General features: G+C 29.6%; 16 protein-coding genes and 1 pseudogene. All 17 read right to left on the bottom strand.

Annotated features, from left to right (window positions below; translation table 11 throughout):
• Positions 1–142: 142 nt before the first annotated feature.
• The 17 genes and pseudogenes from RT250_RS11795 to RT250_RS11715 all read right to left on the bottom strand — a co-directional run bounded on the left by RT250_RS11795 (position 143) and on the right by RT250_RS11715 (position 18,848).
• Complete coding sequence (locus RT250_RS11795; RefSeq protein WP_313114951.1) at positions 143–1,171, bottom strand: acyltransferase family protein; 1,029 nt, start codon at positions 1,169–1,171, stop codon at positions 143–145.
• A gap of 12 nt (positions 1,172–1,183) precedes the next feature.
• A complete protein-coding gene (locus tag RT250_RS11790) occupies positions 1,184–2,386 on the bottom strand; it encodes a glycosyltransferase (protein WP_313114950.1) in 1,203 nt (400 codons plus the stop codon).
• A gap of 2 nt (positions 2,387–2,388) precedes the next feature.
• Positions 2,389–3,444 carry a polysaccharide pyruvyl transferase family protein gene (locus RT250_RS11785; RefSeq protein WP_313114949.1) on the bottom strand — a complete coding sequence of 352 codons (1,056 nt, stop codon included), beginning with the start codon at positions 3,442–3,444 and terminating at the stop codon, positions 2,389–2,391.
• Positions 3,437–4,438, bottom strand: a complete 1,002-nt coding sequence (locus RT250_RS11780; RefSeq protein WP_313114947.1) for a glycosyltransferase family 2 protein — start codon at positions 4,436–4,438, stop codon at positions 3,437–3,439. The genes RT250_RS11785 and RT250_RS11780 overlap by 8 nt, the downstream gene beginning before the upstream one ends.
• 70 nt (positions 4,439–4,508) lie before the next feature.
• On the bottom strand, positions 4,509–5,432 hold the full coding sequence (locus tag RT250_RS11775; protein WP_313114945.1) for a glycosyltransferase family 2 protein: 924 nt from the start codon (positions 5,430–5,432) through the stop codon (positions 4,509–4,511).
• Between the two features lie 112 nt (positions 5,433–5,544).
• The gene (locus RT250_RS11770; protein ID WP_313114943.1) at positions 5,545–6,675 is read right to left on the bottom strand and encodes a polysaccharide pyruvyl transferase family protein; all 1,131 of its coding nucleotides are present in this window, start codon (positions 6,673–6,675) and stop codon (positions 5,545–5,547) included.
• Positions 6,676–6,691: 16 nt separating this feature from the next.
• Positions 6,692–7,267, bottom strand: coding sequence for a CatB-related O-acetyltransferase (locus RT250_RS11765; RefSeq protein ID WP_313114941.1), 576 nt, complete (start codon positions 7,265–7,267; stop codon positions 6,692–6,694).
• A 429-nt stretch (positions 7,268–7,696) separates the two neighbouring features.
• Positions 7,697–9,154, bottom strand: coding sequence for a lipopolysaccharide biosynthesis protein (locus tag RT250_RS11760; RefSeq protein WP_313114939.1), 1,458 nt, complete (start codon positions 9,152–9,154; stop codon positions 7,697–7,699).
• Between the two features lie 287 nt (positions 9,155–9,441).
• Positions 9,442–9,726, bottom strand: a pseudogene (locus tag RT250_RS11755) (GDP-mannose 4,6-dehydratase); the annotation flags it as partial.
• A gap of 208 nt (positions 9,727–9,934) precedes the next feature.
• Positions 9,935–10,741, bottom strand: a complete 807-nt coding sequence (locus RT250_RS11750; RefSeq protein ID WP_313114936.1) for a LicD family protein — start codon at positions 10,739–10,741, stop codon at positions 9,935–9,937.
• A gap of 36 nt (positions 10,742–10,777) precedes the next feature.
• Positions 10,778–11,857, bottom strand: coding sequence for a DegT/DnrJ/EryC1/StrS family aminotransferase (locus RT250_RS11745; RefSeq protein WP_313114935.1), 1,080 nt, complete (start codon positions 11,855–11,857; stop codon positions 10,778–10,780).
• Between the two features lie 107 nt (positions 11,858–11,964).
• Entirely contained in the window at positions 11,965–12,861 is an 897-nt protein-coding gene (locus RT250_RS11740) for a glycosyltransferase family 2 protein (protein ID WP_313114934.1), read from the bottom strand.
• A gap of 17 nt (positions 12,862–12,878) precedes the next feature.
• A complete protein-coding gene (locus RT250_RS11735; protein WP_313114933.1) occupies positions 12,879–13,853 on the bottom strand; it encodes a glycosyltransferase family 2 protein in 975 nt (324 codons plus the stop codon).
• Positions 13,843–15,207 (bottom strand): glycerol-3-phosphate cytidylyltransferase, encoded by a 1,365-nt coding sequence (gene tagD, locus RT250_RS11730; RefSeq protein WP_313114932.1) that lies wholly within the window; start codon positions 15,205–15,207, stop codon positions 13,843–13,845. The genes RT250_RS11735 and tagD overlap by 11 nt, the downstream gene beginning before the upstream one ends.
• 68 nt (positions 15,208–15,275) lie before the next feature.
• Positions 15,276–16,106 (bottom strand): glycosyltransferase family 2 protein, encoded by an 831-nt coding sequence (locus tag RT250_RS11725; protein ID WP_313114931.1) that lies wholly within the window; start codon positions 16,104–16,106, stop codon positions 15,276–15,278.
• 4 nt (positions 16,107–16,110) lie between these two features.
• Complete coding sequence (locus tag RT250_RS11720) at positions 16,111–17,004, bottom strand: glycosyltransferase family 2 protein (protein WP_313114930.1); 894 nt, start codon at positions 17,002–17,004, stop codon at positions 16,111–16,113.
• Positions 17,005–17,051: 47 nt separating this feature from the next.
• Positions 17,052–18,848, bottom strand: a complete 1,797-nt coding sequence (locus tag RT250_RS11715; protein WP_313114928.1) for an ABC transporter ATP-binding protein — start codon at positions 18,846–18,848, stop codon at positions 17,052–17,054.
• Positions 18,849–18,851: the final 3 nt, after the last annotated feature.

Below are 18,851 nucleotides of genomic sequence, written 5' to 3'. Positions count from 1 at the left end.
GGGGAACAAGATTCTGGAAACTAGAATAAAGACTCTAGATGCTAGAAATTTGACCGAAAAAAATAAAAAAATCGATGCAGTGTTGAAAATTAATCTAATCTTATTAAATTATAACTTTTACTGACTATTTAAAAACAGCGATTTATTTTATTATAGAATATATTCGGTTATAAATAAAATTAACAATAACTGATGCCACCAAGCACCATAGGACCAACCATATGAAAATTAATAGAGGATATTGTGGGGCGAAAATTATATCTTTAAAATATGTTATGTAAAAGAACATATGTATTAACCATAAGTTAGTGGCGTGGGGATTAAAGAAATCTAGACTTTTATCTACAGACTTTCCAAACTTCATTTGTAAAAATAGGAAGATAAAACCTAAAGCAGTAAATGGGGCAACAATAAAATTGGGGATTATGCCATGAAATACTATTAAAATAATTATCCCTAAAATAGCAACTAAATTTGGCCATTTAATTTTATTAAAAACATCTGAAACTTTTTTATGCCATTGATATTTTAAGGCAAAACTTCCTAACATAAATTGGAAAAGCGTACAAAAGTATAAGGCTGATTGAGTATGCGTCCAATGAAGAATGGGATTTTGAAAAATGTTAGCATTATATATTCTGAAATAAAATGCCACGACGTAAATAACGAAAAGAAAACTTAAATAAAGATATGGATTTACTTTATCAATCACTATAAACCAAAATTTTGAAGTAAAAACGAATAGTATATAAATTGTAAAAAACCACCAAGCTCCATTATAGCTACCTTTTAGGCCTGTAAAGTTTAATGCGAATTTTTGAAAACTTCCTGGATAGCCGTCTGTTCCCATTATCCACCCTAGCAATACTGCAAAGAGCAAAAGTATTATCCAATACCTAGTGTAAAGTTTTTTTGTCCTTTCCACATTTTTCTTAGCATATAAATCTTTTTTATTTACATAACTATAGTACAAACCATATCCAGATACAAAGGCGAAAATAGGCACACAAGCATCGGAGAATAAGGAAATATAATAACTTAATGGTTGGTCCCCAATAAATATTAAAGGTTGAAACAATCCTTTGTAATCAGTATTAAATAAATGCAAACACAGCATCATTAAGATAGCTATGGATTTTAGCTGATTGGATTTTTGGATGCTAATTTGCATTAAATAAACGTTTTAATTATTTGAAATGAAGTTCTTAATCATTGCATTGAAACGCTTAATTGTTTCTGTATTTACCTTAGGTTCATTTTTTAGATATTCAACAATAGAATTATATAATTCATTATCATCTATTATTTTAATTATAGCTTCTGCAACTGCTTCTGCATTCATATCAGCTACTAAACCATTTTTACCATCCACCATCTGCATAAAAACAGTATCAAAACGAGTGGTTACCACTGGAGTATTTAACAATCGTGCTTCTGCAATAGAAATTCCAAAACTTTCAGATCTAGACGTCTGTACATACAAGTCAGCAGCTTTAAAGTAGGGATATGGATTAGCTGAAGTTCCTAGTAATGTTAGATGTTTTTCTAACTTGTTAATTTTGATATAATTTTCTATTTCCGGCCTAAAACTTCCCTTGCCCAATATATACCAATGAAAATCTATTTCTTTATCTCTTAATATTCGGCAAGTCTCGATAGTTATATCTAAGCCCTTCATTCCTTTCTCCAAACGCGACACCGTTAGTAAATTAAATGTGTCTTTCTTGAATTCAGGTTTAAACAAATTAGCCATTTCACCTATATTAACGTAATCAATCATGTCTTGAATTAACCATAGTTTTTTCGATAAATCAGGAAAAATATTTGTGAAGTGTTCTTGATTTACTTTTGAAACGGGAACGATATAATTATAGCGATCATAATAAGATTTTTGAAATGACTTATTATAATTTGTAAATTGAACATTTGCATTTACCCATGTTACTTTCTTTGTTGCTTTAATTTTATCCATGACATAGAAGGTAGGAACACCTTGGGCATATGCAATAGCTACATCATATTTCATATCTTGAACCTCAAATGCATGTTTCACAGATTTCCAGTAAAGTTTCGCGATTTCAGTATGATTTCTTTTTTGTAAACGTAAACCTAGTGAATAAGTAATTTTTGCCTTGATAAACTTTATATTAAATGACTTTAAATTTCTCGCAAAAGATTTTCTAGCAAACAAAGTGTAGGGTAATGGAGATAACAAATTGACATATTTCGGTAGAAACCTCTCTAATTCTCCACCGTATTTAAACAATTGTAAATCAATATCATACAAATCTGAATCTAAGTTTGTCAACAATGCAATTAAACTTTTTTCACTGCCGGCTAAAGTCAATGATTCTATAACAAATAGCAATTTTTTCTTTTTTACCATACTTAGAATTCTATATCAAAATGTTTTTCACTTTTATGTTCTAAAATATTAATTTGATTGTCTTTAAGTGACAGAAAATCAGAATCACTTAAACTAGTTATAGAATCTAAAAAAACAAAAGGTGGTCTGAACTTTAAATCTATCAAAAGATTTTCGGTTTTGTCTCCGTAAATTACGGGAATCACAGGAATTTCAAATTTAAATGCCAATATAACAGCATGGAAACGTGCTGCAATAAAAAGGTTACACTCCCCTATTTCTTCTAAGTACGAAGAAATTTGAAGATTATAGTTAAAAATTTTCATGTCAGGAAAATCTTCGGCAATCTTAATTGCTATGTCTAAATCTCCTTCTGATTCACAAAATGAGAATAACTTTATTTCATACCCTTGTTTTAAATATGATTCACAAATTTTTTTATGTTTGGATATATATTCTTCATATGTATGTTTGTATTGTTCTTTATGTCTTGGATCTATAACTGAAATACCCAAAACATTCTTTTTTTTATTTACTTTAGGAAGCTTATAAGACCACAGTAAATCTGGCGCATAAAACGTAGTCTGTAGTTTGGAAAAAAAATTGTAAGAAGCCATATCTCTGAAGGTGATTTTATCTATCTTTTTATATAGCTTGGTATGCGCCTTCAAAAATTCTGGACTATTGAAAGGACCAAAGTTACATCCACTAAAAAAAACCTTTTTATCGCGGTTTTTGAATGCTTTAGTTATTTTTAAACGATAGTCATATAATTCATGCCAATAAGATTCTTCTCTGAAGATACCGCCACCTAAAAACAATAAGCCGTCGTACTTTTTGCTTAAGTGATGGTAATCTATCAACTTATTTTTACCCAAACGCGCAGCAATTTTATCTATAATGGTATAAGGAAATTGTTTAATATTTTTATAATTTTCGAAAAATAAAGTATAGTTTTTTCCTGGGTGGAAAGGCACAAAATCCAGATCAGGAAAAGAATGCGATAAATGGTCTAAAAAAAGATCATCCCCTAAGTTATGTGCTAAATATATATCTACTAAAATTGTTTTTTTAGCCATTTTTAATCCGATTTAAAAATTTATAAATGTTTACTATTGTAAAAGAGATAAGATAATTACCATTAAAAATATTCTTCAGAATTAGGTTATTGACCTTATTATGCAGTAAAACTCTTGAATCAATAGAAAAATTCTTTTCAACTAAAAAATCTGCAATTTTATAAAATTCTTTTTTTGAATAAGAGTTATCTTTTAAAAGTTGAACCATAAAAGAATACTTCCTTTTACTTTTAATAGCTTCCAAATCCAAAAAATCTAGATCTTCACTATAGTTATCTATTTCTTGAAATAAAGTTTCAAGATTAGCGTATTTTTCAATATTCAACTTTCCACTTAGTCCGCCATCATCTAAACGATTGTAATAATAAATAGAATCAGGAATAATAAAAACTTTATCGATATATCGAGAATATTCTAATACCGCTAATAGATCTTCTGAAAGCCTTAATTCAGTGTGGAGATTGATGTTATGATCATGAAATATTGTTTTTTTAAATAATTTACCCCATAACACCCCACTTACACCATTGAAAAGATTAGATTGATACATCTGCTTACTGAGCTTTTTATTGAAGAACTCTTCTTCAAAATCATGCAGTTTTAAGCCTTTAGGAGATTTTGGATTGACTTCATAATAACCCGCACAAACCAAATCAGTATTATGTGTGAGCATCGGGTCTAACATTTTTTTTAAATACTCAGGGTGAACCCAGTCATCAGCATCTATAAACGACAAGTAGTTACCTTTAGCCCCTTGAATGCCTAAGTTACGAGCTACGGAGGGCCCAGAATTAGATTGTAAGAAAGACAAAAATCGTTTATCACAATTAACGTATTTTTGGATAATTTCAGCAGAACCATCTGTTGAACCATCATTGATTAATAATACTTCAAAGTTTTTATAAGTTTGATTTCTTATGGAAGACAAGCAATCATCAAGATTAGCACTTGCATTATAAATAGGAATAATTATGGAAATTAATGGTTCCAGCATAGGTTTATATTATCATGATTTAATTAGTAATCCTTCTAATTAAGCAATATCCTCATTACTTAAAGCTTGATTAACCGTAAATCCTATAAAGTATTAACTTAATAATATCCTTAATCGGTAATCCGCTTTTTAACACACTACCTAAATTAACATGCTTTCTAAAACTATAGAAATTAGCGTTCTTATAATGTAAACCAAAATTAACTTTTAAGGATTTAGTTACATTGATCAATCGAATGAGGAACTTGTAAAAGGTATTGCATTCCTTTTTTGGATTTAAAAAACTCAAAATCAGGTACAGCACTTCTAATGTACTTCTTTCTTTTAGTTCACTAAGCTTAGATGTTGTGGTTGAATCCGCCCTAAAATAATAATAGTAAAGTCCCTTGTCAGAGGAATAAAAAGTCTTGATATTTTGCACGTATTCCATCATAAAAAAATTGTCCTCAAACTTAATATCTTCTCTGAATTTCAAACTCTTAACGCTATCTCTTTTAAATATTTTATCACAGACAATCCATGAAATCACATTGTCTTCAAGTATTAATTTTTTAAATTCATTAGATTCCAGTTGATATTTTTTCTCAATGTTTTTTCTGATATAAGCATCCTCAGTACCATATTTCATGAATATAGGGAACTGCAAACATTCAATTGAAGTATCTTTTTCTAATATTTGATAATTTAACTCTAAAGTATTCTTAGCTAATGCATCATCTGAGTCCACAAATATAATATAAGTGCCATTTGCGTGTTTTAAGCCCAAGTTTCTTGCACTACCTTGACCTTTATTTTCTTGATGAAAGACACGTATTCTTCTATCATTTAATGCATAATCATCACAAATATGACCACTTGAATCAGTAGAACCATCATTTATTAAGATCAATTCTAAATTATTGAACTTTTGATTAAGGATACTATTTACACAATTCTGAATGTATAGTTCAGCATTAAATACTGGAATGATAAAAGAAAACATGATTTGTTTCATGATGAAATTTCGATTAACAGTTAAAAGCGATAGACAATGCTAGATTTAATTTTTAAAATCTTAGATTAATTAAATCATACTATATATAATATAACATTCACAATAAATGTCCTTATTTAATACTTGAGTATAAAAACTCACGAGATTTGAATTTTAATAAATCTAAAATTGGAATAACTTTATCGTAATCAATATTCCTTGATATATAAGTAACATCAACTTTATTTACGTCATAAATCATTCTATCTTCTAACCCCACTTGTTTCAAAAAGGATTCAAAGCGCGACGCACCTCTTTCACGATTAACAATAGTATAAAAAGGTTTTCTATTAATTATTGAAAAAACTGTACCATGAAATGAGTCGGTAATCACAAATTCAGCATCCCTGAATCCTTGTAGCCATCCTTCAATTGGAGGTATTATGTAATCTTCAAGCTCATAAGTCTGCGTATCCAATGGTCGACTTCTAGCTTGATTTTTATGTATCGATAAATCCATTTTATCAGCAATTTCACGTATAAAGTCGAGTTTCTCTTTTGTTTCATCTAAAACATACGTAAATAAACCTTTATTCTCTATAGGTTGTCCAATTAGTTCACTATAATCTTCTGCTTCTAAAAGAAGAGTAGGATCCAATACATGGACAGCATCTTCCCTATTTAAATTTGTAGAACACAATTTAACTCCAGAGTCTTCTCTTACAGAAACTGAATCAAATTTCCCCACCAAATTCGAACATAATTCAGTTTGTTCATCTGTATATTCCCATTCATCTGTTCCAAACGAAGCAGCATACGAAGTCTTTATTAAATTTAAAGATGTTGGCAAGAAATCCAAATAGAAATTGTAAATATTAGGCGAATACTTAGGCCGCCAAACTTGATCACTTCCAACAAGTACAACATTAAATTTTTTAATTTTAAAATAATTTACTAATTCTGCAGTAGAAACTATTTTAGGTGAAAGTTTGATATATTTATTTATGAATTCGCGATTATTCACTGAAAGCTTCTTATAATCTAAATAAGTTGGTTTTTTTGAGCATAAAATATATTTACTAAAAAGTTCCTTATATCTACTCGCTAAAATTTTTAGTTTAGGATTAGGGTTCTTAGCTACTCTATTTATGGTTTCAACTTGACAGCCATTATCTAATAAGCATTTTTGCAATGCATAATTCTGAATTATTCCCCCATAATTATTAGCTAATGGCTGCGTTAATATTGCTATTTTAGTTTTCATGCTATTTTTAATATAATTATTTATGATTTTTAAAGAAGAATTCTTCATTTCTTTTAATAGTCTCTGTATCCCATTCCCACCATTTCATATCTAACAACTCTTGAATTTTGTTGTCTGAAAATCGTTTTTTAATTAATTTGGCTGGATTCCCCCCTACAATTGAGTATGGATCAACATCTTTTGTAACTATCGCATTCGCTGCCAGTATTGCCCCAGTACCAATTTTTACCCCTGGTAAAATAACAACATTATCACCTATCCAAACATCATTACCAATAGTAGTGATCATTTTATTGTTAGAGAAAGGATTTTTTCCAAAGTATTTAGCATAAAAGGTATATTGCATAGAAGGAAAACCCTGGTCATGATTGGATAAAATTACTTTTACATCAGCTCCAATTGCACAAAAACTCCCAATTTCTAAAACGCCCCCTTTGCCTTTAACAATAAAATTTCCATTATGATAAGAGTGTTTCCCTTTTGATACAATTTGATTCTCAGATTTAATTAAAAATGGAGGGGATTCTTTTTCTTTTGAGTTTGCTTTAAGAAATGATAATAATATCTTTATTCGTTTGAAAAATTTAAACATATTGATTTTTAAATAAATTTCTAATTAGTTTATATTAATTGATTTAATTTTATTACAGACAATGGATAGTATATTTTTATTACTAATTAAGTCACAAAACTATCAAATGTATCATGAATCACAACTACAATATATATTTAAAGGATTTTCAAAATTATTTTTTCGTTTTTTTATATAAACCAATATACTACCCACTCCTGAATGATTTTTAATAGTAAAAAAAAAAAAAAATTAAACTTATTAAGATTAATGACTCGTAAGTTTTTATTCTTAGGATCTATAAATTTAGTTGGATACAAAGAGAACATTGAAATTTATTAAAGTTCATCCTCAACTTAAGATTAAATTTTATCAATTATTAAATTTTAAAAATTCATATATTCCAAATGGAAGTATTTGTATTTTAAAAATTGTGACAGATAAAGAACTTCATGTTTTATTTTTAAAATTTCCGCGTTCTTTTATCAATAATATCATTTCTTCGAGAGATTCATTATTTATAACTTTATTAATCACAAGATAAATTGAAAAAAACAGAAACCCACCAATCAAAACGATTAATATATCATTAAAATCACTTAGAAAATATTTTTTTATAAAGTATAAAGCTCCACCTACACTTGCAGATATAAATATAGATGGCATCAACATTTTCAACTGTTTAATTAAATCTAGATTGATGAATTTACCAGAATAATAACTATTAATCAAGAGAGAAATAACGGACGTCATAACTTGCCCCCAAAGCAAACCAATCACCCCAAAGTTTATTGTGGTCAAAATAGCGATTACAATTACGACCTTCTTTATAATATCTAATCTCAGGTATAAATCGCTTCTACCTTTCACTGATAATATATTTAAATTATAGAACTGAATTGGATATAAAATTGCTGACAAGGAAAGAATTTGTAAATATGGCGCAACTTCCAACCATTTCTCTGTTAAAAGCAACAGAATAATAGGTTCCGCAAATACAATAATAAAAAACATAATTGGTGCCACTATAAAAACGACCATTTTCATTAATTTTATATAAGCTCGTCTTAAAGTAATATTATCATCTTTTATTTTAGCAAAAAGAGGAAATGAAACTTTATTTAATGCATTTGATATATTGTTGACAGGAAGGTCTTTAATACTATTCGCCCGATTATAATATCCTAACTCACTAAATGAATACATTTTTCCAATAATTAAAGTATATCCATTTTGAAATACAATATTTATTAATGCAGCCACAAGCATATTAGAACCAAACGCAAAATGTTCTTTTAACTTTCCGTAATCAAAAATAATTTTCGGTTTCCATTCAGAAAAATACCAAAATTGCACTGTTTTTACAATTTGAAGTGTCAATGATGAGCCAATCAATGACCAGACTCCATAACCACTGTACGCCATTAACACACCAACAACACCACTCATCAGAAGGCTAGGTATTGATATTTGCATTAATTTTTTAAATTCCATTGCCTTAGTTAAGACAGTAGCCTGAACTGTAGAAAATGCACCTATAATAAATGACAAACAATAAACACGAGTTAAAGGTACTAAAATGGGTAAGTCATAAAAATCAGCTAGATAAGGCGCTAATATATACGTTATAGCATAAATAACCACACTGGCAATTAAATTGAAGTAGAAAACTGTTGAATAGTCCCTATCATCAGCATCTTTAGTTCTAATTAAGGAATTTGTTAATCCACTACTAACAATAACAGAACCCACCCCCATAATGATATCCATCAATGCAATAGTTCCAAAATCTTTTGGCAAAAGTAATCTAGCTAAAACAATGGAGACTCCGAAGTTAATTATCTGAGATCCAAACTGCTGAAGAAAAGTCCAAAACACACCTCCTACCGCAACGTTTTTTAAAGACATAGTTATTTTATTTATTATGAATATATAACCTCGAAACTGCTAAAACCCCAAACAAGATAGCTTTTAAATTTCTTCGAAAATTTTATCAATATCATCAAATAATCAATCATCGAATAATATGAAAATATTTCAATTTTTTTAATAAACATTAAATTTTTGAAGCTCACAAGTCTAGAATCAGATAATCTGCTAATTTAAATATGACCCTATTTCAGTCTTCCCAATAAATCATTCTTTAAAAAATTTTAATGCTTAGACAATTTATCAGCAAATTAACTTGTCTTATTGTCAACAAGTTGATGACCAACATGCGATTCGGCAGCTAAGTGAATTACGCCATCAAACTTATGTTCTGAAAACGCCTTATTAATAAAAGCCTCATCCGTTATATCTCCGTGCAGAAAAGTATAATTTGGTTTATCTTCAATATCTCTGAGATTTTCTAAATTTCCCGCATAGGTTAATGCGTCTAAATTATAGATATGATAATCCGGATATTCATTAACAAATCGTCTAACAACATGACTTCCTATAAATCCCGCGCCACCCGTTATTAATATGTTTCGTTCCATAATGTTTTAGCGTTTATTTTATAACTATAAATTGAAAATCGAGTTTAGGGAGATAATTCCCATTATTTCAGTTTAAATAATTTTGCAAATATACCACTCTTAATTCGTCTTTTTCCAAACTTTCAAATGCTTATTAAATGTTCTGATCTATATTTAATATAGGTTTAAATCTTCAATTTAAACGCAAAACGGTCTATTTTATATAAAATTAATTGACCTGTGAAAAATATTTCGATTTTGAGATATGATAATAATCTTTTATTTGTCGTTCTTTTTTCGGAGGTAACTGTTTATAATTTCCATAAAAATGCTCTAGATATTCTTTATAATTTTCGGGAACTTTTACAGTAATTCCGTCAAACTCAGCAATTGCGCCTTGCCCATAAAGTTTTTTAGATATAAACTCTTTCTCTCCGTACCCTCCAGTAATATTAACTGTTATTTCAGAAGTCTCAAATGGATATAAAGCACATAAATCTTCAATTTTTCTTAGCAACTTTTTCTTTGGCACGAATATCATGAAAAATGCTCTTATATAAATCACTAGCTTTTCTTTTAAACTAATTTTATTAAAGGCAAAATACCCTTCTTTTAAATTTTTATAGTGTAGAATATAGGACAAGTATTTTGCCTTCTTTTTAAATTCCTGTTGCTCTTTTTTTTCCTGAGGTGCACCTACAATACGATAAACATCAATATGTAAGAGTTTAGTTGAATATCCTTTTAACCCTATACGAGGATAAATATTTACGTAACTCTTATTTTCGTCATAAAAATTTAAATAAAATTTATCTGATAGCTCTGCTCTTACAACCTCTATGAAGTTTGGAAGCTGACTTTCGGGTACTGCAATATCAACATCCGTATCCCAAGGAATTGGACCCTGGTGCCGTACAGCTCCCAATAAACTCCCATACGCTAAGTAATAATCTATATTATTGCGTTCGCAGATTTCAGCAACCTCTTTTAGCATCTCCGTTTCCAATGCCTGTAGTTCTTGTATGGTTAACTTCATATTTTATTGTTTATTAACGCTCTAATCATATAGAAATTAAACACCTTCTATTATTAAATCACAAACTGTATTAACATCTTCTATAGTAAGGTCAAAATATATTGGTAGACATAAGCATCTTTTAGATATATCTTCTGTAATTGGTAAAAACACCGATTTTAAATATGGCAATGAGGAGGATAAAGGAGGATAAAAATAGCGCCTGGTATAAATATCGTTCTGTTCTAATTTATCTTTAACCTTTAATAATTGTTCTTGAGAATCAAATATTACAGGGAAATAGCAATAATTTTTAGTTGCATATTTATTCCACATTTGAAATTCAACGACACCTTGAAGCCTTTTTTCATACATGACAGCAATTTCTTCACGCTTTTTTAATATATCGCCCACATATTTAAGATTAACTAATCCTAAAGCAGCGTGAAATTCTGAGTTTTTAGCATTTGTTCCAATGGACGCAAATCCTTCTGTTTCTAGAAGTCCATGATTGCGGATATATCCTAGTTTTTTTAGCAACTCTTTATCTTGAGTAATAACTAATCCACCTTCACCAGTATGATAAAATTTAGTGGCGTGTAAACTGCAAGTTGAAATATCCCCATAATCAAAAATAGATTTATTATGCAATTTCACTTCAAATGAATGAGCAGCATCATATATAACTTGGATGTTATGTTTATCTGCGATTTTTTGAATTGCTTCTACATCACAAGGGTTACCAAATATATGAGTTGCCATTATAGCCGAAGTCTTTTCGGTAATCGCTTCTTCAATTCTCCTTGGATCTATATTTAAGCTATCTTTTTCGATATCGACAAAAACAGGGGTGCAGCCTTCCCAATAAATAGTATTTGCTGTAGCCACAAAAGAAAATGGTGATGTGATAATTTCACCTTTAAGATTTAAGGCTTTTATTGCCATTTGTAAAGCAATAGTCCCATTAGATACAAAGATCAAATTTTGCACATTTAGATGCTGCTTAAGGTTTTCCTCCAACTCTACTGCAAGAGGCCCCATATTTGTTAGCCACTGATTATCCCATATTTTAGAAATATAAGCATCGTATTCTTCGCGCGGTGCCAAAAATGGCTTTGTAACTAATATTTTATTCATTATTTCAGTTTATATGAGATAGATTTTTTAAAGTTGGATTTGTAACGAATAGGAAATAAGGGCATTAATTTTTATCGAAAATACTTATCTGATTAAACATAAGAGTTTTATACTTTATAAATCCTAATCAATAAAGACAACTTTTCCTTCCAATTCAAAAACTTAGCTCTTACAATATCTATCATCTGCATTTTTAAAGCTTTTTGAGCTTGTGCATTATTATAATTATTGAAAAGATTAATTCTATAATACAATATACTTTTCTCAACCTTTCTTACATACGCAGCTTCGTTTTTTTCTAAAAAAAACTTTTTTTCTAATGTAAAAGCCTCCAGCTTGGCCAATAAATTTTCTTCCGATTTATTGTCGGAAGTCCTGTTACCTTCTCTATCTCTCCTATAATAATATAATTTATTTTCTGTAAAAGCTAATTTGCGGTTATAAAAAAGTTTAAAATAAACATACATATCTTCATGCAATGTATGGGGTATAAACCGAACATTATCCCATACTTCTCTTTTATAAACTTTATTCCAAGGAACTACTTTAGTTAAAAAATCTTCAAAATTAAGATAAAAATGTTCGAAATCCATTGTTTTCCAAGGAACATCTTTATAATCGAATGCTTCTCGGGTAAAGTTGCAGAAACTCACTTCAATACTAGAGTCGCGAAAACCACTCATTAAAATCTCGATAAACTGGTAATGATACAAGTCGTCACTATCTATAAATGCAAAATACTTTCCTTTCGCCTTGTCTAAACCTAAATTTCTAGCAACCGAGGGTCCGGAATTTTGTTGATGAAAAACAACAACTCTATCATCACGCACTGCATATTCATCACAAATCTTTCCTGAAGCATCAGTAGAGCCATCGTTTATTAAAATAATCTCTATATTGCTGTAGGATTGATTTATAATAGAGTTTAAACAATCTCTTAAATATGTTTCAGTATTATAAACAGGAACTATTATGGAGACTAAGAATTGCTTTGATTCTTTCATTTTTGAATTTGAGTAAATCATTTCGTTTTTCCAATAATAAATTTACTTAGAAGTGCTGTATTTCCTATTTTTCTTGTCAGTAATAAGAGGTATTTAATTTTGGAATCTTTATAGAAATTCATCATTAAATTGAAATTACTATTTATAATAGTTTTCAATTCCCTTTCTTTTAGTTCAGTTTTAAGATTTTTATCCTTGTACAATGAACTTATTAGTTGATAAAAAGGAAACTTAATATTATTCTCTAAAAAGGCTGTAGAAAAACATTTTAATTCTTCATTTATTAGTTGATAATATTTCTTTATTGCGGAGTAATCTTGCGTTTGTTTACTTAGGCTTCCAGTGACATCTCTATAAAAATACACCGAACGATTAGATAATTCTATGTTTTTGCAATGCGCTAAATATTTAAGGTTAAACAAGGTATCTTCCCCATAATTTAAATTAGAATGAAAACTAAGATTGTTATTTTTAATAATTGAAAGCTTCATAAATTTAGCTCCCAATTCGGCATAGTTAGGGTAAACTTTATAAGTCTGTAAAAACTCATTTAAATTTAAAACTTCATTTTTAAATTGTAATTTTCTCTCAATTCCATTGTTTTTAACACGGTCTATATTAACAATAATAAAATCTCGATCTTGAGTTTTTAATACAATATTTAGATAGTCTTTAGAAATATAATCATCGCTATCTACAAAGGTCACCCACTCCCCCTTCGCAATTTGCAATCCTTTGTTGCGAGCAGAACTAACCCCGCCATTTTCTGTATGTACGAGGATTATTTGATCGTATTTGGCTGCGTACTCCTCGCAAATTATTTTTGACCCGTCCGTTGAACCGTCATTAACGACAATGAGTTCAAAATTTTGATAATCTTGATTTATTATAGAATCTAGACACTCTCTTAAAAAGTTCTCTTTATTGAATACTGGAACTATTATAGAGATTAAAGGTTGATTTTTAAAACTATCCAAATCTTTATTTATCATTTAAAATAGTCTTAATCTTTGTCGTAGAAATACCTTCAGTTCGCGGTAAGTAAAGCACTTCACAATAATCTTTTAAGAAGTCGAATTTTCCTTTCCAATCATCCCCCATAACAAATAAATCTACATCATAATTTTTAACATCGTTAATTTTTTGATCCCAATTTTTTTCTGGAATTACTAAATCTACATAGCGTAAAACTTCTAACAAATGCTTTCTTTTCTCATAAGGCATTATACAGTCTTTTTCCTTAATTATATTAAAATCATCGGTGGACAAGCCTACAATAATCTTATCTCCTAAGTTTCTTACACGTCTTAATAATTCTAAATGACCATAATGTAACAAATCGAAGGTTCCGTACGTTAAAACCGTTTTATAATTTCGGCTAAAAACTTTTTGAAAATCAAACTCCCTGCTATCATTGTTTGGATTAACTAAAAGAGTATTTACAAAGTTGAAAAGCGGTAGTTTACTTTTGATATTGTCAGATAGTGATTTATCAAGTATATTTAATGTATTAATACCTTCCAATACCACAGAATTGTATAATAAAGATTGATTGTAAAATCCTTTTCCTATTAATAAGCCTAGCGTACGGTTTCTACTTAAATCACTCAAACCAGTAAGCGCTATATCACCTACACCACAACTTAAGAATATCGTTTCCTCTAATCCGCCCATAGAGCGCATTATAATTTTAATTTCTTCAATGACTTTGGTTAAAATTAAGAATCTTGTATTTAATGAATTGAATTGAGCATCCATATTACCAAGGGCTATTGCATAAATATTCTTTAGCGCACTTAATAATTCCACTCCACGAATATCATTGGTATAATCTAAAAAGATATTTGTTTCCTCAAGAACTTTAAGCATAATATCTAATTGCTTTCTTCGTTCAAAACCAATGGTAAAAAGCGTCGGCATACTATTCATCATTTCAGCACTAAACGAGGCTCCCTTCATAGTGACGGTATTGGAATGAATTAATTCGTACTTAATACGTTCCACAACAGTTTCACCGCTTGGAAGTAAACCTTTTGCCATGTTAACAACAAGACATTTTTGAGATAAGTTATTTTTTAAGTCTTCAATTACATTGGGAATTTGATTTGTAGGAATTGCAATAAATAAAATATCAGCATCGTTCAATATTCTTTTATTGGTGGTAGCACTTATTCTTGACGATAGAATACGGTTGGCAAAATAATTGGAATTAACGTTATTCGAGTTAATTTCAAATTCTGCTTTCTTGTTTCGCAACAATAACGTAATATTATTTTTTGGATTTAGTGCTAATTGATTAGCTAATGCTGTTCCAAAAGAGCCTGCACCGAGTATAACTATTTTCATCAATGTTGTTTTTCAATTAATAACTTAAAAAGTGAGGTGTTATTTGTTCCAAGCCTATCAATTATATTTTAAATTTTAAACACACCTAACTTCCTTAATACCTTAAAGATAACCGATTTATTATAAGTAAGTAATTCTGCTTCCAAAAGTTTTTCCCTAGCTGTATATGCCTCATAGTTTTCAAATAGATGTTCTAAATTCACACCTCTGCGTCGTCCAGCTTCAGCAATTACTACCCAATGCCAATATTTGGCTTTTCTTTTATTATTGTACGTAGATATTCCTTTTTCATGTACACGATAGTTATAAAGGTCTTTATCTAAATAATAAACTTTTCCTACTTCATAAAGTTTTACATATAAATCTTGATCTACCGCTCTTTGCAAATAATCATCTATTCCAGATGTTTTGTCATAATATGATTTTTTAAAAGTTGTAAAATGTGATATGTAATAATCTAAGTTGGAAAAATCTGACCTAAAATTTATCACCTGTTTACTCTTTTTTACTTTACGAGGTTCTAAGATGTCATTGCAATAAATTGTGTTGGAGTAAACCAAGCCAACATCCGTAAAGTTATCATGTGCCTTCATCATTTCGGCTACCGCAGTATCTACTACAGCATCATCAGGGTCTAAAAAACCACAAACTTCTCCGCTTGCATACTTAACACATTCTCTTTTAGCAAATCCACAACCTTGGTTGCTAGAAATCTTATGAATTTTAAAGCGAGTATCATCTCCTATAATTTCATCTATTATTTCTAAAGAATTATCTGTTGACCCATCATCTACTATAATTACTTCCCAATTAGTATATGTTTGGGCTATTATGCTCTTATAGCAATCTTTAAAATACTTACCATTGTTGTATTGCGCAACGAGAAAAGAAAATAGCATTGTTTTAAACTTTAAATAAATTAACTTTTTCTCTAAGGAATCTTTTTACCAGTAATCTTTTAAAATAAAATGACTTTGTTTTTAAAAGTAAAATTTTATAAGTCGAAAATTTAGGCTTTTCTAAAATCCTATTTAAAATCCGTAAAACAAAATTTTTAACAACCTCGTCTTCAGGGTTATAATAATATATTTCTTCTATTGTAATATACGAAATCAAATCTCTTTCTTTTTCTTCCTTTAAAGACCAAACTCCTGTTTTATGTAACCGATAAACCCCGCCAACAAAGTTTAGACACATTGCATTATTTATTTTTAACAATTCATAAAAGAGGCTTGTATCTCTAGGATTTTGATATTTTGAAATATCTATTTGATGTAAACTTTCCGACCTTAACAAGACTGTTAGCGTTTTTGTATACCATTTTTTAAAAAAATTAGTTGTTGTTACAACAAAATCATCTTTAATGGCTGGAAGTATTTCATTCCTAATTGTGGACTCCTCTATTTCTTGGTATTTGTGAAAACAAGCCACGTATGATAAATTACTTTCCATAAAATCTACTTGTTTCTGTAGTTTCAGGGGATCTGTCCAATAATCATCTCCTTCACAAAAAGCAATATATTTTCCACTAACAACTTGCAGCGTTTCTTTATAATTTTTTAAAAGGCCTAAATTCTTTTTATTAAAAATTGGTTTAATTTGTTCAGGGTATCTTATAGAATATTCTTCCACAATTTTTCTTGTACCATCAATACTACAGTCCTCACCAATAATAAGCTCAATAGGGAATTCAGTTTTTTGCTTTAAAACCCCCTCAATTGCTTCAGCGATAAAAGGATGATGATTATAGGTAGTCATCACGACACTAACCATTGGTTTTATTTGATTTTTAGACATCCTTATTTTCTTATTAGCTTAAATGACCTGCTATGCATTAATGAGTTCTACAATTCTTGTAATGCTACCATTTTTCGAAACCTATCCTGTTTCTGTATTAAATTATCAAAAGAATCAACATCAATAATTACACCTTTATCCATAAACACTATTCTGTCGGTATTCCTTATCGTTGAAAGACGGTGGGCAACAATTAATAAAGTATACTTTCCTTGTAGGGCTTCAATACTAGTTTGAATTGCCTGTTCAGTTTCCGAATCTAATGCGGAAGTTGCTTCATCTAAAATTAATAAATCAATATCTTTATAAAGTTCTCTAGCAATAGAAACCCTTTGCCGCTGTCCTCCACTCAAATTAATTCCGTTATTTCCCAAAATAGTGTTCTCCCTTTCATCCAATTCACTAATAAAATTATCCAAAGATGCCTTTTGAACACTGTCATTAAATCTAAGAATATTTTCAGGTGTTTTTGGCGCCCAAAATGTAATATTGTTAAAAAGGCTGTCATCAAAAATCACTGGATCTTGACTTACATAACCAATGCGTTTTTGGTAGGATTTAGAATCGAATTCCGAGAGAGAAACACCTTCTATGGTGATGCTGCCTTTGTCTGGGTGAAGAAGCCCAGTTATTAAACTTATTAGTGTAGTTTTACCACTACCGCTTTCTCCTACAAAAGCAACGCTTTCATTTCGTGAAATCTGAAGATTTATATTTTTTAATATTAGTTTTGAACCGTATGAAAAATTTAGATTCTCAATAGAAATTCCCTTTTCAAAAGAGTTAAAAGGAATTTTGCCGTCTTCGAATTGATGCTGCTTAAGAGATTCGGAAAAGGAATCTATATTTTCTAAGGAACCTGAAACTTTGAGAAATGTATTCCACTGCGCTTGTAAATTAATTAAGGAGGTTAATGCCCTAAAGAAAAATAGCAAACTGACCATTGCAGTGCTCAATGTACCTCCAAAAAAATGAAATTGTACCCACATAACAATTGCCAGAATTATAATAATTGAAGGTTCAACAACTGCGCTACCAATACTTGATAGCATTCCTAAGCGTTTTCGAGAATCTTCAATAGCCACAATAGTTTCTTCTAATTTTTTAGAGAATTTGTCAACCATACCTGTAGAACGTAAATATTTGAAATGCGCTACATGCTGAATAATTTGCCCTTGAAAAATGTGATTCTGACTAGTTAAATTTCGCGAAGCCTTTCGTGTGCGACTATAGACTAATTTGAATAAAAAGTGTGAAACAACCCCAAAGACGATTACTAAAAGAGCAAATCCTGAATTTATAAGAAATGCAAAGCCAAGATAAACCAAGGCCATTAAAGCATTTCGTAGCGTTCCAAAATAGGTGGTAAAGGCATTTGAAACCCTATCAACCTCTCCGCTTAATGTGTTTTGAATTCGACCAGAATCAGATAACATGAATTGCTTGAAACTAATTCGATTTAAGCCCCTAAGTAAATAAAATCGAATTTTTCTAATAAAAGACTGCTGCAGAATAATAAAGTAGATACTGCTGAAGTATTTTGCAATTCCCTTTAAAATAAAGAAAACCAGCATTACAAGAATAATCTTTGTAAGGCTTAAATTAATACCTATATTTTGAATGGTTTCTACAATAAAACCTATTTTGCCCATTGACGACGAATCAACTCCACCTTCCTGATTAAGCACTTGCAATAAGGGAATAAACATGGAAAGTCCTAAAGCATCCAAAAGACTAATAACAACACTTAGTAATAAAATTAAATAAATTTTATTACCAAGATGATTGTAGAAAAAGGAAAAAACTGACGAGTATTCCTTAAATAATCCTTTAGATTTACTCATATC

The sequence above is a fragment of the Aequorivita sediminis genome, assembly GCF_032080575.2.
GTDB classification, from domain to species: domain Bacteria; phylum Bacteroidota; class Bacteroidia; order Flavobacteriales; family Flavobacteriaceae; genus Aequorivita; species Aequorivita sediminis.
Note: the sequence above shows the minus strand (reverse complement) of the source record. Positions and strands in the feature narration are given on the sequence as shown.

Excerpts from the sequence above, each read along its gene's own strand:
- RT250_RS11740 (WP_313114934.1), bottom strand. The coding sequence starts at position 12,861 with ATGAAAGAATCAAAGCAATTCTTAGTCTCCATAATAGTTCCTGTTTAT.
- RT250_RS11785 (WP_313114949.1), bottom strand. The coding sequence starts at position 3,444 with ATGGCTAAAAAAACAATTTTAGTAGATATATATTTAGCACATAACTTA.
- tagD (WP_313114932.1), bottom strand. The coding sequence starts at position 15,207 with ATGAAAATAGTTATACTCGGTGCAGGCTCTTTTGGAACAGCATTAGCT.
- RT250_RS11745 (WP_313114935.1), bottom strand. The coding sequence starts at position 11,857 with ATGAATAAAATATTAGTTACAAAGCCATTTTTGGCACCGCGCGAAGAA.
- RT250_RS11725 (WP_313114931.1), bottom strand. The coding sequence starts at position 16,106 with ATGCTATTTTCTTTTCTCGTTGCGCAATACAACAATGGTAAGTATTTT.
- RT250_RS11765 (WP_313114941.1), bottom strand. The coding sequence starts at position 7,267 with ATGTTTAAATTTTTCAAACGAATAAAGATATTATTATCATTTCTTAAA.
- RT250_RS11775 (WP_313114945.1), bottom strand. The coding sequence starts at position 5,432 with ATGAAACAAATCATGTTTTCTTTTATCATTCCAGTATTTAATGCTGAA.
- RT250_RS11780 (WP_313114947.1), bottom strand. The coding sequence starts at position 4,438 with ATGCTGGAACCATTAATTTCCATAATTATTCCTATTTATAATGCAAGT.
- RT250_RS11715 (WP_313114928.1), bottom strand. The coding sequence starts at position 18,848 with ATGAGTAAATCTAAAGGATTATTTAAGGAATACTCGTCAGTTTTTTCC.
- RT250_RS11750 (WP_313114936.1), bottom strand. The coding sequence starts at position 10,741 with ATGAAGTTAACCATACAAGAACTACAGGCATTGGAAACGGAGATGCTA.
- RT250_RS11720 (WP_313114930.1), bottom strand. The coding sequence starts at position 17,004 with ATGTCTAAAAATCAAATAAAACCAATGGTTAGTGTCGTGATGACTACC.
- RT250_RS11760 (WP_313114939.1), bottom strand. The coding sequence starts at position 9,154 with ATGTCTTTAAAAAACGTTGCGGTAGGAGGTGTGTTTTGGACTTTTCTT.
- RT250_RS11795 (WP_313114951.1), bottom strand. The coding sequence starts at position 1,171 with ATGCAAATTAGCATCCAAAAATCCAATCAGCTAAAATCCATAGCTATC.
- RT250_RS11770 (WP_313114943.1), bottom strand. The coding sequence starts at position 6,675 with ATGAAAACTAAAATAGCAATATTAACGCAGCCATTAGCTAATAATTAT.
- RT250_RS11790 (WP_313114950.1), bottom strand. The coding sequence starts at position 2,386 with ATGGTAAAAAAGAAAAAATTGCTATTTGTTATAGAATCATTGACTTTA.
- RT250_RS11735 (WP_313114933.1), bottom strand. The coding sequence starts at position 13,853 with ATGATAAATAAAGATTTGGATAGTTTTAAAAATCAACCTTTAATCTCT.